This is a genomic window from Salinibaculum rarum (assembly GCF_030505615.1).
GTDB lineage: Archaea > Halobacteriota > Halobacteria > Halobacteriales > Haloarculaceae > Salinibaculum > Salinibaculum rarum.
The window spans coordinates 582,921-596,570 of record NZ_CP129992.1; the positions used below are offsets into that span (position 1 = coordinate 582,921).

Sequence of the window (13,650 nt, forward strand, 5' to 3'; positions counted from 1 at the left end):
ACTGCACGATTGCGTGCGGTTGTCCCGGTAAAAAGTTACAGCAATCCGTATCAGTCTCGAAGCAGTCGAGGATGTCACGGAGCGACTGGGCGTACCGCTGGAGGTCGTTGGCTCGCTCGGTGACCTCGTTCAGTTCCGCGGCCTGTTCCTCGGCGGCCGCGGAGACGTTGTCGGTCTTGGACTGGATTTTCTCGCTCAGACAGATAGCAGTAAGTAGGTTTGCTACGACTATTCCGACGCATCCAAACAGTCCCCAAGCATAGTCATCTCAAATGGACATTCGGTTTCTGGGTGGGGCTGAGGAGGTTGGGCGTAGTGCTGTTCTCGTCAACGGTTCTCTCCTGCTGGATTACGGAATGAAAAGCGCCACCCCACCACAGTTTCCCGTGGAATCGCCCAGTCCCGACGCAGTCGTCGCCAGTCACGGCCATCTCGATCATGTCGGGGCGCTCCCATCGCTCCTCTCAGGCGATGATCGACCACCGATCCACTGGACGCCGCCCACGCGCGAACTCGCGCTCACACTCGCTCGTGATACGCTCAAGCTCCATGGCGGTACGTACAATTGTCCGTTCACCGAAGAAGAAATCAAACGCGTCACCCAGGTTTCCGAAACACACGGCTACCGTGAGACATTCGAAGCGGCAGATCACCAGATCACCTTCTATAATGCCGGCCACATCCCCGGGAGCGCGCATGTGCTGATTGACGATGGAGACATACGACTACTGTACACGGGCGATTTTCACACCGAGGATCAGCGACTCGTCGCAGGAACGACCGCTCGGCCTGCCGCGGACGTGGTCGTCTGTGAGAGCACGTATTCCGATGTCACGCACGGAAATAGAGAAGACCTGGAAGAGCAGTTTGCCACGAGTGTCAGAACGACCTTGTGGGAGGGGGGCACGGTTGTCATTCCTGCCTTTGCAATCGGGCGTACGCAGGAGATGATGCTGATCTGTGAGGCGCACGACATCCCCTGTTACGTCGACGGGATGGGCAAGCAGGTGACTGAGACGCTTCGCCAGTATCCGGCCTTCCTCCGTGATGGGGAGGCACTTCGGCGAGCAAAGTCACATGCTCGATTCGTCACCGGGAGAGATGGGCAACGCAAACGGATTGCCGAAAAGAATGTGGCTATCATCACCACTAGCGGTATGCTTTCTGGGGGCCCAGCAATGACGTACATTCCGGCGATTCGTGGCCGGCCAGTCAACAAGATAGCTATGACGGGGTACCAGGTTGAGGGAACACCCGGGCGAGAGTTACTGGAGACCGGGCGTGCGGAGATCGATGGTCGAGTGATGCCGATCAGTGCGCAGGTAGAGCAATACGACTTCTCCGCGCATACCGACCAAGATGGTCTGCGCTCGTTTCTCGAGTCCTATCGCGACACCCCGATACTGGTCAATCACGGCGACCGCTGTGAACAGTTCGCAGACGAACTCCGCGGAGAGGGATTCGAGACGAGCGCGCCGGGGATTGGCGACACCGTCTCGGTCTGAGCACACCGCAGTCCGTTAGTTCTCTTCGCCCTCGAAATATGCGAGCACGTCGGCTTTGATGTCGGTAAACGCGTCACCGGTGCGGTCGCGCGGGCGGTCGAGCGGGACCGGTATCTCGTCTAAGACAGTGCCCGGCCCGCCAGAGAAGACGACGATGCGGTCCGAGAGGTAGACCGCTTCCTCGATGTCGTGGGTCACGAAACAGATGGTCTTCTCGGTCTCCATCCAGATATCGAGGAGTTCGCGGTGCAGCGTCGTCTTCGTCCGGGCGTCGACGCTGCCGAAGGGTTCGTCCATCAGGAGAATCGGGGGGTCGACCGCGAGCGCCCGCGCGATTCCCACACGCTGGCGCTGCCCGCCGGAAAGCTCCTTCGGGAAGGCGTCGGCTTTCTCAGAGAGACCGACGAGGTCAAGACAGTAGTCGACGCGCTCGTCGATGGTCGAACCCTCTGGCGGGCCGACTTCTTCGAGTCCGTAGGCGACGTTTTTCGCCACCGTCCGCCACGGGAAGAGCGCGTCGTCCTGGAAGACCATCCCCCGGTCGGGGCCGGGTCCGGTGACCGGCGTGCCGCCGACGCAGACGTCGCCCTCGGTGGGTGATTCCAGTCCGGCGATGATGCGGAAGGCGGTCGATTTCCCACAGCCGGAAGGGCCGACGATGGAGACGAACTCGCCGGCCTGCACGTCGAAGTCCACGTCGTCGAGTGCCCGAACGGCACCCCGCTCGCTCTGATAGGTCTTCGAGACGCGGTCGACGGCGATTTCCGGCGTGTCGGTGCTGTGTGCGCTGGTTGGTTCTGTTCCCATATCGAGTCACCGCCAGTTCAGAACGCGCGTTTCGACGAGTTTGATGAGTCTGTCCGAGAGCAAGAAGAGCACGCCGATGACGAGCATGTAGGCGATGACGACGGGCATCTGCAGGAAGTTCGCGGCGTCCCAGAGGTGTTTCCCGATGCCGGGGACACCGAGGAGTTCGGCCGCGACCATCACCATCCACGCCTGCCCGGCCGCAGTGCGGAATCCGGTGAAAAGCTCCGGCGTCGCCGAGGGCAAGACGATACGGCGGATGAGTCCGAGGTCGGATTTCGTCCCGAGCGACTGCCCGACTTCGAGCAGGCTCTGGTCGACGTCACGGACGCCGCTCTCGGCGTTGTAGTAGTTGATCCAGAAGGCGACGATTGCGATGATGAAGGCGGCACCGCGGTCGTTGAGCCCGAACCAGATGATAGCGAACGGAATCCACGCCAGCGGCGGGACCGGTCGCAGCAGGCCGGCGACGGTGCCGACGGTCTGTTCGGCCAGCGACGACCAGCCGACGAGCACGCCGACGGCCATGCCCAGCGCCGAGCCGATGAGCAGACCGGGGATGTAGTGGCCCAGACTCTGGAGGATGAGCACGAACATCTGCCCGGAACTGATGTCCTGGACGAGCACGTCGAGGACCGCAGGCGGCCGCGGCAACAGCGTTCGCGGCGTGACGAGTGCCATCCCCCACCAGAGGCCGACGAAGACAGCGAGCGAGCCCAGCTGAAGGGCCAGATTTCGGAGCTTTCCGATTTGGAAAGCGTCTGTCCCGAAGACGTCGAACGTCTCCGGTTCGACGTTACTCACCCCCGCTCACCTCGTCGTAGAAGCTATGGTCGAAGACGTCGTCTTCCGAGAGGTCGTCGTCGACCGAGCCGAGTTGCTGGTGGAACTCGTTGTACACGAGCGACTTCTCGACGATGCGATGTGGGTCCGAGATGAACGTCGAGGCCGGCGAGTTGATTGCCTTCGTCGCAACGCTCTGGGAGAGGATGTCCGACCCGACGACCGAACTCGCCATGTCGGCGGCCTCTTGACGATTCTCCGTGATGAACTCCGTCGCGCGGATGTGAATCTCGACGAGGTTGCGGACCAGTTCCGGGTCGTCGTCGACGAGCGACTGTGACGGCTGGAGCACCGCGCCCGGTTGGCCGGGCATGATGTCGCCGGCATATTTGAACGGCTCCATGTCCGTGTCGGGGTTCTCCTGGAGCGCCGTCGGAATCGGCTCGATGGCGCTGCCGGCGTCGGCGTTGCCCGTCGACAGCGTCGACTGCAGTGCGCTCGGGCTCTGGCCGGAGATCTCCACGACGTCGAGGCTCAGGCCGAGCACTTCCGTAATCCAGTAGCGGAGGAACACGTCGGGCGTCGACCCGGAGGGCAGCGTCGCAAAGCGCGGTTTGCGCCCCTTGTCGTTACGGAACCGCTGGAAGGCGTCCGCGCCGTGGTCGTTCCAGTACGACCGGAACTCGCTGCTGCCGACCATGACGTTCGGTTCGAGGACGTTCGCCGCGACGACCTTCGAGGCGACGCCGTTGGCGATGGCGACGAGACCGGGACTGATGCCCACGTACGCGAGGTCGAGATTCCCCGACGCGTACGCCTGTACCAGCGGCGGCCCGCCGCCGAAGGTCTTGACCTCGATGTCCGTGTCGAGTTCGTCGTACCAGCCCTGCTGGTCGATGACGAAATACTGCATCATCGGGAAGACGTTGAGCGTTCCCAGCGTGAGCGAATCCGAGGAAGAGCCACCGAATCCGAGACAGCCGGCGGTACCCGTCGTGAGAGCGGCCATTCCGGCACCGGTTGTCTGGAGAAGCCGACGGCGAGAGAGAGGCTGTTCCATGCCAACGGAATGCGGTGGTCGGAAAAAACACCTCCCCCCTGAGCGAGACTTGCCGCGGTCTATGACGGCAGTAGCGCCGTTTCAGACGATGTCTGGACGGACGTGGAAGCGCTGGTAGCCACCCTCAGAGAGGTCCAGCGAGCCGACCCACCAGTTCCACCGCTCGACGAGCGTGTGGTCGTCCGGTGCGTCGGACAGGTGGTCGACGACGGCATCGACGGTTAGCTGGTAGTCAAAATCAGCCTGGATACGCCCCGAGTCTGCCAGGTCACGGGCTTGGCGGGAGATGGCCCGTCGTGTCTGCTGGTCGTCGCCAAACGCCACCTCGAGTTCGCGTTCGAGTTCGTCCCGGTCCATGTGCGACGTCATGACACACACGGCCTTGAAGCTGTCTCCGACGGCAGGGCCCAATCTGAGACACAGGCAAAGTGGTGAGGGCATCTGTCAGAGAGTCACTGGAGAGACCCGCCGCTCACGGTGTGAGACGTGGCTGAGGGGAGTAAGCCCCCTTCTGTTCGGCCCGGCATTCGGCTGAGCGTCCGAACCATGTGTCCGAGCTACCTTGTGGTCCGGACTTGCACCGGCGAGGATTCGCCGTTCCATCGATTCGCCGCCATCGCCCCTCGGCGGGGTCTCCCCGCCCCTTGCGGGGCGGGTTCGCGCGCCTCATCGGTCAGGCGGCGCCGTGTCGTTTCTGTTCCAGAGCCGACGGTCTCCCGCCCCGGGTTTGCACCCGGTCGCCTGCTCGGACGGTGGGGGGACTTTCCTCATGAGCGTGCTCGATGAGCACGCTCACGGGGGCCAGGCTCCCTCTGCCATCGGCTCGTAATCGGTCCCGCGCCCTAAGCCGTTCGGTCGTCGGGGACCAGCCACGGCAGCACTGTCACCGACGTCACGACGGTCGAAACGGAAAACATCGACCACAGCCGACGAGACTTCCCAGCGGACGTGTGCCGACAGCTGTGCGAGGAAAGATACTATGCAAGCGAGAGAGACAGACATCCATATGCGTCCCCCGCGCCCGCTCGACTGGGTCCGCCGCCGCCCGCTGGTCGCAGACACACATCTCGGGGCGTGGCTCGTCGTGCTCGCAACGCTCCCGTTCGGACTCGACTCCTACTACGACAATCCGTACATCGGGCTGACGACCTGGGACCCGGAGAGTCTGATGGGCGTCAACTACCACGTCTACCACGTCGCGGCCGAGGCCGCGATGGCCGGCGAGAACTTCTATACGGCCCATCCACCCGGCCAGGCCGTGTTCGAGTACCTCTATCCGCCGATTACGGTCCTCGCGTGGTACCCGTTCACGGCACTCGGGTGGACGAGCGGCTTCGCGCTCTTTACCGCCATCTCCGTGCTCGCGGCCGCCGTCGGCGCGTGGGTGCTGGTCGACTACGTCGAATCGTTCGGCCACGAACTTGGCTGGGTCGACGTCGCGTTCGTGTTCGCGCTGTTTGTCCTCTCGACGCACGCCTTCGGGAGCATCTACTATGGCAACATCAACATCCTGCTCGGAGTCGCCTTCGTCGTCGGCTTCTGGGCGCTGTCCGCCCATCGGGAGACCCTCGCTGGCGTCGTCTTTTCGCTCGCGGCGCTGTTCAAGGTCTTCCCAGCGCTCGTGGGTCTGTGGCTCCTCCGGGACCGACAGTGGCGAGCGACCGGGGCGGCACTCCTGACGGGGACGGCCGGTCTCCTCGCCGGCGTCGCCCTGTTCGGACTGGACCTGACGCGGTACTACTTCAGGGTGGTCCCGGGCGAGCGCTCGCGAACCGCCGAGTTCGTCGGCGGCTACCCGGTCGACGGCTTCGCGTACATGACCGTCCAGCGACCGCTCTCGCATCTACTCTGGGCGGTTCGGCCCGAAGCCACGTACAGTGAACTCGTCGTCCTCTCCGTGGCGGTCTGTGCAGGTGCAGTGGCGTTTTTCTACGTCGACATCGACGGCCAGACCGAGCGACTGATGGCGATATTCGCGACGACGGTCGTGACCGTGCTCGTGCTCCCCTCGCTGCGGTGGTACGCCGTCCTGGTCTTTCTGCCGCTCGTCGCGCTCGCGTACGTCTGGCGGACGGGTCCCGGTCGCGGCGCCTTTCTCGCCGGCGCACTGTTGTTCTCAGTCGGTGAAACTCCCGAGACGGTCGTCTCGTCGGTCGGCGGCCTACCGGACCCCCTGGCCGGCCCTGCCGTCGCCGTCTTCAGCGTGACAACGCCACAGACACTGGGGCTGGCGCTCGCACTCGCTGGCTGTGCGTGGTACAAACTCCGGGCGACCGACTCCCGAATCGTCGCCGCCCTGCGGACCGCGCGCAGTCGAGATACGCTTTAGGGAGTCCCCACCCTGTCACCGACAATGGACGATTCCGTCGACGAGCGCGCAGGTGACACGGCGGACCCGTTCGACGCGTTCCGACAGGCGCTTGCGCTCCCGCGCGACGTGGTGGTGCTGTCGGCGGCGATGTTTGCGTTCTCGCTTGGCTTCCAGATGACAAGTCGGTATCTCCCCCAGTATCTGCTGGCACTCGGCGCGACGCCCTTTCTCGTCGGCCTCTACGGCACCGTCGGGAACATCATCGGCGCGGTCTACCCCTATCCCGGCGGGGCCATTTCCGACCGCATCGGGTCGCGGAGCGCGCTCACGCTCTTTGGCGTCCTCTCGACGCTTGGCTTTCTGTTCTGGCTCGTCGCCCCGCTGGTCGGCCCCATCGACGTTGCCGGGGTCACTGTCGAGCCGTGGATCTGGATTTTCGCCGGGCTCTTTCTCGCCCAGGCCTGGAAGTCACTCGGCCTCGGTGCGACCTTCGCTATCGTCAAACAGAGCGTCCCCGACACTCAGTTGGCCCGGGGCTTTGCCAGCACCGAGACCTTCCGCCGCACCGCATTTCTGCTCGGGCCGGCCGGAGCCGCCGGGCTCCTCTACTTCGGCGGGAACGAACTGCTGCCGGGCTTTCTGTACGTCCTCGCCGTGGCAACCGTCTTCGGCGCCGTCGCGACCGCAATCCAGCATTTCCGCTACGACGCCAGTGAAGACACCGTCGGCGACGAATTCGACGGCATCCACCAGATTCGCCGCGACCTCCACGAACTTCCGGAGACGCTTCGCCCGCTGCTGGTCGCTGACACGCTCGTTCGCTTTGCCAACGGAATGGTCTACGTCTTTTTCATCATCGTCGTCACCGAACTGCTCGAAGTCGACGCGACCGTCGCCGGCATCTACCTCAGTCCCGAGGTCCTCTTTGGCGTCTTGCTCTCCGTCGAGATGGCCATGGCACTGCTCTCGATGTACCCCGTCGCCCGACTCGCCGAGCGAACGGGACTCAAACCGGTCGTCGCCATCGGCTTTGCCGTCTACGCCGTCTTTCCCGTCCTGCTCGTGTTCGCGCCCGCGGACCCGCTCGTCGTCGGGGTACTCTTTGCCTTCTCCGGGCTGCGCTTTGCCGGTCTCCCCGCTCACAAGGCACTCATCGTCGGCCCTGCCAAGCGAGACGCCGGCGGGCGCGTCACGGGTGCGTACTACCTGCTTCGCAACGCCGTCGTCATCCCCAGCGCCGCACTCGGGGGTGCTATCTGGCAGGCTGTCAGTCCCGAAGTCGCCTTCACCCTCGCCTCGGCCGTCGGGGTCGTCGGCACCGGCTACTTCCTGCTGGTCGGGACGGAGTTCGAGGCGTACCGGTGAGAGCTGTCGACCAGTCGTTAATAATCACCAGTGGTAAAGCCCAGTACACCCAATAGTGGAGCAGATGGACCTCGGAACGTACCTCGTCACACAGACAGACCTCTCCGCGGGCCGGTCGACACAGGCCATCGTCGACGCTGCACTCGCCGGCGGCATCGACATGGTGCAGGTCCGCGAGAAACACGCCAGCGCACGCGAACGCCTCGCCGTCACACGGGACCTCCGCGGGCCGACCGCCGAGGCCGGCGTCTCGCTCGTCGTCAACGACCGCGTGGACATCGCACTCGCTGCCGACGCCGACGGCGTCCACCTCGGCGACGACGACCTGCCTGTCGAAGACGCACGCGCGCTCCTCGGTGCGGACGCTATCATCGGCCGCTCGGTCTCGACCGTCGAGGCCGCACGCGAGGCCGAGCGCGCGGGCGCGGACTACCTGGGTGTCGGCGCGGTCTTTGCCACCGGGTCGAAAGACGATATCCCCGACGAAGAGTTGGCAATCGGGCTGGACCGGGTCCGGGCTATCGACGCCGCCGTCGACATCCCGTTCGTCGGAATCGGTGGCATCACGCCCGACAACGCCGCCGACGTGGCCGCAGCCGGCGCAGACGGCGTCGCCGTCATCACCGCCATCACGGAGGCCGACGACCCCGAAGGGGCCACCCGCGACCTCGCCGACGCAGTTGCATCGGGACACGAACGAGCCACAACAACCACGGAAACACACCAATGACAATCGACCTCACGTCCGACCTCGCTGCCGTCACTGATGCATCGCCACTCGTCAACGCCGTCACCAACAACGTCACCGTCAACGACGTCGCACAGGTCATCCTCCACTGGGGTGGCCTCCCCGTCATGTCCGACGACGAGCGGGAGGTCGGCGATATGGTCGCCGGCGCACAGGCCTGCCTGCTCAACATGGGTACCGTCAGCGAGGAAGGTGAAGCGACCATGGTCGAAGCCGGCGAATCCGCCAACAGCCACGGCGTGCCCGTCGTACTGGACCCCGTCGGCGTCGGCGCGACACCGACCCGCGACCGCGTCGCCGAGCGACTCGCCAGCGAAATCGACGTCGCCATCATCAAGGGCAACTACGCCGAGATTACCGCCCTGGCCGGCGAAGACGCCGACGTTCGGGGCGTCGAGTCCGTCGGCGACTACAGCGACATCGCGACGACTGCCGTCGCCTGCGCACAGAAATACGACACCGTCGTCGTCGCCTCGGGCGAGACTGACCTCGTCGCGACCGCCGACGCCGCCTACGAAGTGACTGCCGGCCACCCGGACATGGGGACCGTCGTCGGCACCGGCTGTATGCTCGGTGCGAGTGTCGCCACCTTCGCCGGTGCAATCGACGACGCCGAACGCGCCGCCCTCGCCGGGACGGTTGCCTTCGGTCTCGCCGGCGAAGCCGCCGCCGAAGGTGAGTTTGGCGACGTCCACGGCCCCGGCAGCTACAACGTCGCGTTCAAAGACGCCGTCGCCGGCCTCGCCGAAACCGACCACGACGACGGCGACACCCGCGTCGAACGCGTGCTCACCGCCGAATGACGACCCGCGACCGCGTCGCATTGATTACCGGAGCCAGCCGTGGCATCGGTGCAGCAACTGCCCGCCGCCTCGCTACCGACGGCGCTACTGTCGTTCTCGCCGCGCGCAGTGGCGACCAGCTCCGGACGGTCGCCAACGACATCGAGGAGACGACCGATGGGGCAGCGCACGCGGTCCCGACAGACGTGACCGACCCCGACGCGGTGCAGGCACTCGTCGAGACGACACTGGAACGATTCGGCCGCCTCGACGCGGTGGTCGTCAACGCTGGGACCGGCGAACGGCGAAACGTCCCACTGACAGAGCTGTCGCTCGACGAGTACAGAACTGTCCGTGCGACCAACATCGACGGCGCGTTCTACACGACCCGCGCCGTCCTCGACCCGCTCCGCGAGACCACTGGCTCACTCGTCTTCGTCGGGAGTTACAAAGGCAAATACCCCAGCACGTCGACGCCGATCTATGCCGCCTCGAAGTGGTGGCTCCGTGGCTTCGCACAGAGTGTCGCCGGCCGTGTCGGCCCCGACGGCGTCGCCGTCTCGCTTGTCAACCCCACTGGCGTCACCACATCGTTCGGTCGGGAGACGCGCGAACAGCCAAACAGCGAGTTACTTGCCGACGACGACGCGCTCAGTGCGGCCGACGTCGCCGAGACTATCGTCACTGCACTCGATCAGGACGCACCCGGTGCGATTACCGAACTCGACCTCTTCCGTCGTGACATCTACGAGCGGTTCTGAAACTGGACGGCACTCCCACGAACGACGGTAATTCAGCGTTCCCACCGGTGATGCCTCTCGGCGAGTTTTGTTCAAGCCAAGGCCCGGATTTGAACCGGGGATGATCCGCTCTGCAGGCGGACGCGTTCGGCCAGACTCTGCCACCTTGGCGCATTCGCGTCTACTTGATTTGCGCGCTTAAGGGTGCCGATATACGACAAAAACCCCCGAACAGCGTTGGCACTGTTCGAGGGTGAATGACTGCGGTGGAAAATCCCACCGCGATATGAATGGAGGCGGCGAACCGGATTTCCCAGAGGCTCACGCACTCCAGTACTCGCCGGAACGCAGGCGGGCTTAACTTCCGTGTTCGGGATGGGTACGGGTGTTGCCCCGCCGCTATGGCCGCCTTAACGCCGACTTGTGGACTCGAACCACAATCGATGCTCCATGCGTCGGTTGGTGACAATCATGTGTACGTGCGATCCAGTTTGCGCCTGGACTCGTTCAATGAGTCCCAGTACGTATGAATGGTGGCTTCGGTCAGTTAGTTCTCGCGGGCTAAACACCTCGTTACCTCGGTGCGTACACCCCGAGTCTATCGAACTCGTCTTCTACGAGAGACCTCAGCGGTGCCTCTTTTCCAGGTGGGTTTCCGGCTTAGATGCGTTCAGCCGTTACCCCGTGTGGCGTAGCTGCCCGGCAGTGCTCTCTCGAACAACCGGTACACCAGTGGCCACCAACCGTAGTTCCTCTCGTACTATACGGTCGTTCCCGTCAGGCACCATAACACCCCCAATAGATAGCAGCCGACCTGTCTCACGACGGTCTAAACCCAGCTCACGACCTCCTTTAATAGGCGAACAACCTCACCCTTGCCCGCTTCTGCACGGGCAGGATGGAGGGAACCGACATCGAGGTAGCAAGCCACTCGGTCGATATGTGCTCTTGCGAGTGACGACTCTGTTATCCCTAGGGTAGCTTTTCTGTCATTTTTGGCCCGCATCAAGCGGGCGCAAAAGTTCGCTAGACCACGCTTTCGCGTCAGCGTTCCTCGTTGGGAAGAACACTGTCAAGCCATCTTTTGCTCTTGCGCTCTTCTCCGGGTCTCCGTCCCGGATGAGATGGCCTTGGGGCGCGCTCGATATCTTTTCAAGCGCGTACCGCCCCAGTCAAACTGCCCGGCTATCGGTGTCCTCCTCCCGGAGTGAGGGTCGCAGTCACTAACGGGTAGTGTTTCATGTCTGCCTCGGTGGCCCGCTAGCGCGGGTACCTGTGTAACGGCTCCTACCTACTCTGCACATTAGCGACCACGTCCCAGCGACAGCCTGCAGTAAAGCTCCATAGGGTCTTCGCTTCCCCTTGGGGGTCTCCAGACTCCGCACTGGAACGTACGGTTCACCGGGCCCAACGTTGGGACAGTGACGCTCTCGTTAATCCATTCATGCAAGCCGCTACTGAAGCGGCAAGGTACTACGCTACCTTAAGAGGGTCATAGTTACCCCCGCCGTTGACGGGTCCTTCGTCCTATTGTACTAGGTGTTCAGATACCCGCACTGGGCAGGATTCAGTGACCGTACGAGTCCTTGCGGATTTGCGGTCACCTATGTTGTTACTAGACAGTCGGAGCGTCCGAGTCACTGCGACCTGCTCGTTTCCCGAGCAGGCATCCCTTATCGCGAACTTACGGGACTAACTTGCCGAATTCCCTAACGTCGGTTGATCCCGACAGGCCTTGGCTTTCACCGCCATGGGCACCTGTGTCGGATCTCGGTACGGACTCCACGCTTGCCTTTTCACGGGCCCCAGGTTGAACCGAGTTTCCCTATCCTGCCGTTCGTCCGCTTCGTGCCATTACGGCTTCCACGGAGTTGGACAGTTCGGCCGGGCGAATGCCCGGCTCGGTCGACCCCAGGGCGTCGGCGTTTACTGCGTGAAGGCACTGGAATATTAACCAGTTTCCCTTTTGTCACACTCGAATTGCGATGTGACTTAGGACCGGCTAACCCTCGGCTGACGAACAGTGCCGAGGAACCCTTGCCCTTTCGGCCGTCAGGATTCACACCCGACTTTCGCTGCTACTGCGGCCAGGATTTTCGTTTCGACGCGGTCCACACGAGTTCTCACCCGTGCTTCCATCCGCGCCGAACGCCAACCTACGCGACCGCCGTTTGACGGGCACGGTTAGGTCTCGGTGGTGGACTTGAGTCCTGATCATTTTGGGCGCCTCGAACCTCGGCCGGTAAGCTGTTACGCTTTTCTTAGAGGGTAGCTGCTTCTAAGCTCACCTCCCGGCTGTTTAGGGCTCGAGACCACCTTCAGAGGATTACACTTAGTCCACACTTGAGGACCTTAACCTAACTCTGGGTTGTCTCCCTCATGGTACACAGGCTTACCCCGCGCACCGGACTCCCTGCGTCGACAGCGTCCGTGAGTTCGGAGTTTGACAGCCGCGCCGACCTCTCTCGAGGGCGGACACGGCAATCAGTCTCTCTACCTCACGAACTACTTCAGCAGAGGTCATGCTTCGACATGTTTCGGTTGGAACCAGCTGTTGCCGGACTCGATGGGCCTTTCACCCCTACACGTAGGTCACGGGAGGGTATTGTAAGACACCAACCCTAACAGGCTTCCACGCACCTTTCGGCACGCTTCACCTTGCCCACGCGTAGATCGTCCGGATTCGGGTCGTGCCCGTTTGACTCCCCGCGCTTGAACACGGTGGCCCTGGTGCAAAGCACTGCGGCCATATTGGTTTCCCTACGCCTTCCCCGATACACGGGTTAGACTCGTCAAACAGACACACTCCCTGGCTCGTTTTTCAAAACGTACGACGGAACATCGGCTTCCCGTGCGTTCTACTGTGCCCTCGCGGGCAGGTCGTTTTGCACAGGACCTTGTATGCCCCGTCGCTCCATCGCCACCTGAGTTCAGGCCCTATTTCACCTCCCTTCGGAGGGTACTTTTCAGCGTTCGCTCACGCTACTTGTTCGCTATCGGTCTCGGAGAGTGTTTAGCTTTAGCAGTCGATGCCTGCCATATTCACGAGGGATTTCCAACCCCCGCTACTCCGGAACTGACGCACGCCATAGTAGGCCTCAGTACGGGGCTTTCACCCTGTTTCGCGCTCCATTCCAGGAGACTTCTTGAGACGGTTCCGGCGATGATTGTCAGCCCATACACCACATTGCCCGAAGGCTTCGGTTTGAGCTGTGTCGCGTTCACTCGCGGTTACTAACGATATCGCGTTGCGCTTTCTCTTCCTGCCGGTACTAAGATGTTTCAGTTCCCGGCGTTCCCCATTGCGCGAAGCAATTGCGGTGGGGATTCCCATTCGGAAATCCTAGGTTCTTCGCCTCCGTGCGGCTCCCCTAGGCTTATCGCAGCTTGGCACGTCCTTCATCGGCTTCCGAGCCGAGCCATTCACCAGGTGGCACAGTAGCCACTTGAGTGGTTGCAAGCTCCTCACGGAGCTTGCGAATTTGTGAGTCCCGGGTAGAGACTCACGAATCTTGTGAGCTCGCAAAGCGAGCTCACGACGTCGTTGGG

The 13,650-nt window shown here is 62.9% G+C and carries 10 protein-coding genes, 1 tRNA gene, 2 rRNA genes and 1 other RNA gene; 6 read left to right on the forward strand and 8 right to left on the reverse strand.

Annotation, left to right across the window (positions count from 1 at the left end):
• Nucleotides 1-272 precede the first annotated feature (272 nt).
• On the forward strand, nt 273-1,505 hold the full coding sequence (locus QYL91_RS03225) for an MBL fold metallo-hydrolase (protein ID WP_302081946.1): 1,233 nt from the start codon (nt 273-275) through the stop codon (nt 1,503-1,505).
• A gap of 15 nt (nt 1,506-1,520) precedes the next feature.
• Here the strand turns inward: QYL91_RS03225 and QYL91_RS03230 are convergent, their stop codons facing one another.
• The 5 genes from QYL91_RS03230 to rnpB all read right to left on the reverse strand — a co-directional run bounded on the left by QYL91_RS03230 (nt 1,521) and on the right by rnpB (nt 4,972).
• Complete coding sequence (locus tag QYL91_RS03230) at nt 1,521-2,312, reverse strand: ABC transporter ATP-binding protein (RefSeq protein WP_302081947.1); 792 nt, start codon at nt 2,310-2,312, stop codon at nt 1,521-1,523.
• A gap of 6 nt (nt 2,313-2,318) precedes the next feature.
• The gene (locus QYL91_RS03235; protein WP_302081948.1) at nt 2,319-3,116 is read right to left on the reverse strand and encodes an ABC transporter permease; all 798 of its coding nucleotides are present in this window, start codon (nt 3,114-3,116) and stop codon (nt 2,319-2,321) included.
• Nucleotides 3,109-4,155 (reverse strand): ABC transporter substrate-binding protein, encoded by a 1,047-nt coding sequence (locus QYL91_RS03240; protein ID WP_302081949.1) that lies wholly within the window; start codon nt 4,153-4,155, stop codon nt 3,109-3,111. Before QYL91_RS03240 ends, QYL91_RS03235 begins: the two co-directional genes overlap by 8 nt.
• 81 nt (nt 4,156-4,236) lie before the next feature.
• Entirely contained in the window at nt 4,237-4,512 is a 276-nt protein-coding gene (locus QYL91_RS03245; RefSeq protein ID WP_302081950.1) for a WNWW family protein, read from the reverse strand.
• A 131-nt stretch (nt 4,513-4,643) separates the two neighbouring features.
• Nucleotides 4,644-4,972, reverse strand: an RNA gene (rnpB, locus tag QYL91_RS03250) — RNase P RNA component.
• A gap of 162 nt (nt 4,973-5,134) precedes the next feature.
• Between rnpB and QYL91_RS03255 the strand changes: the two genes are divergently transcribed.
• The 5 genes from QYL91_RS03255 (at nt 5,135) to QYL91_RS03275 (ending at nt 10,122) form a co-directional block, all read left to right on the forward strand.
• Entirely contained in the window at nt 5,135-6,484 is a 1,350-nt protein-coding gene (locus QYL91_RS03255) for a glycosyltransferase family 87 protein (protein ID WP_302081951.1), read from the forward strand.
• 24 nt (nt 6,485-6,508) lie between these two features.
• Nucleotides 6,509-7,831: an MFS transporter gene (locus tag QYL91_RS03260; RefSeq protein WP_302081952.1), complete on the forward strand. Its 1,323-nt coding sequence runs from the start codon at nt 6,509-6,511 to the stop codon at nt 7,829-7,831.
• A gap of 64 nt (nt 7,832-7,895) precedes the next feature.
• Nucleotides 7,896-8,561, forward strand: a complete 666-nt coding sequence (gene thiE / locus QYL91_RS03265) for a thiamine phosphate synthase (protein ID WP_302081953.1) — start codon at nt 7,896-7,898, stop codon at nt 8,559-8,561.
• Nucleotides 8,558-9,382 (forward strand): hydroxyethylthiazole kinase, encoded by an 825-nt coding sequence (gene thiM, locus QYL91_RS03270; protein ID WP_302081954.1) that lies wholly within the window; start codon nt 8,558-8,560, stop codon nt 9,380-9,382. Before thiE ends, thiM begins: the two co-directional genes overlap by 4 nt.
• Nucleotides 9,379-10,122 (forward strand): SDR family oxidoreductase, encoded by a 744-nt coding sequence (locus QYL91_RS03275; protein ID WP_302081955.1) that lies wholly within the window; start codon nt 9,379-9,381, stop codon nt 10,120-10,122. The genes thiM and QYL91_RS03275 overlap by 4 nt, the downstream gene beginning before the upstream one ends.
• A gap of 74 nt (nt 10,123-10,196) precedes the next feature.
• Here QYL91_RS03275 and QYL91_RS03280 read toward each other — a convergent pair.
• The 3 genes from QYL91_RS03280 to QYL91_RS03290 all read right to left on the reverse strand — a co-directional run bounded on the left by QYL91_RS03280 (nt 10,197) and on the right by QYL91_RS03290 (nt 13,552).
• Nucleotides 10,197-10,272: transfer RNA gene (locus QYL91_RS03280), tRNA-Cys, on the reverse strand.
• Between the two features lie 120 nt (nt 10,273-10,392).
• Nucleotides 10,393-10,514, reverse strand: a 5S ribosomal RNA gene (gene rrf, locus QYL91_RS03285).
• Between the two features lie 115 nt (nt 10,515-10,629).
• A 23S ribosomal RNA gene (locus QYL91_RS03290) occupies nt 10,630-13,552 on the reverse strand.
• Nucleotides 13,553-13,650: the final 98 nt, after the last annotated feature.

Excerpts from the sequence above, each read along its gene's own strand:
- QYL91_RS03225 (WP_302081946.1), top strand. The coding sequence starts at position 273 with ATGGACATTCGGTTTCTGGGTGGGGCTGAGGAGGTTGGGCGTAGTGCT.
- QYL91_RS03230 (WP_302081947.1), bottom strand. The coding sequence starts at position 2,312 with ATGGGAACAGAACCAACCAGCGCACACAGCACCGACACGCCGGAAATC.
- QYL91_RS03240 (WP_302081949.1), bottom strand. The coding sequence starts at position 4,155 with ATGGAACAGCCTCTCTCTCGCCGTCGGCTTCTCCAGACAACCGGTGCC.
- QYL91_RS03245 (WP_302081950.1), bottom strand. The coding sequence starts at position 4,512 with ATGGACCGGGACGAACTCGAACGCGAACTCGAGGTGGCGTTTGGCGAC.
- QYL91_RS03255 (WP_302081951.1), top strand. The coding sequence starts at position 5,135 with ATGCAAGCGAGAGAGACAGACATCCATATGCGTCCCCCGCGCCCGCTC.
- QYL91_RS03260 (WP_302081952.1), top strand. The coding sequence starts at position 6,509 with ATGGACGATTCCGTCGACGAGCGCGCAGGTGACACGGCGGACCCGTTC.
- thiE (WP_302081953.1), top strand. The coding sequence starts at position 7,896 with ATGGACCTCGGAACGTACCTCGTCACACAGACAGACCTCTCCGCGGGC.
- thiM (WP_302081954.1), top strand. The coding sequence starts at position 8,558 with ATGACAATCGACCTCACGTCCGACCTCGCTGCCGTCACTGATGCATCG.
- QYL91_RS03275 (WP_302081955.1), top strand. The coding sequence starts at position 9,379 with ATGACGACCCGCGACCGCGTCGCATTGATTACCGGAGCCAGCCGTGGC.